This window comes from Pseudomonas sp. AC463 (assembly GCF_979253585.1).
The window spans coordinates 1-297 of the sequence record NZ_CEEDDZ010000429.1 but is presented as its reverse complement, the minus strand read 5'-3'; the positions used below and the strand labels follow the sequence as shown (position 1 = coordinate 297).

Here is a 297-nt window from a genome sequence, read left to right as displayed (position 1 = left end):
TCACAACCCCGAATGCGGTACGTCGCGCAACACGCTCGGCCTGATCCGCAATGCCGGCATCGAGCCGCATGTCGTGGAGTATCTGAAAACCCCGCCCTCGCGCGCGTTGCTGGTCGAACTGATCGACCGCGCCGGAATCACGCCCCGCGATCTGCTGCGCGAGAAGGGGACGCCCTATGCGGAACTGGGCCTTGGTGACGACGCGCTGTCGGACGACGCGCTGGTGGACGCGATGATGGCGCATCCGGTTCTCATCAACCGGCCGCTGGTCGTCTCGCCGCTCGGCGTGAAGCTGTG

Annotated in this window: 1 protein-coding gene; it reads left to right on the top strand. The window is 66.3% G+C overall.

All coding sequences use genetic code 11. The features are described from left to right. Positions 1-297: arsenate reductase (glutaredoxin) (arsC, locus tag AC0IYH_RS30840; protein ID WP_471837982.1), on the top strand; the 297-nt coding region annotated here is incomplete at both ends.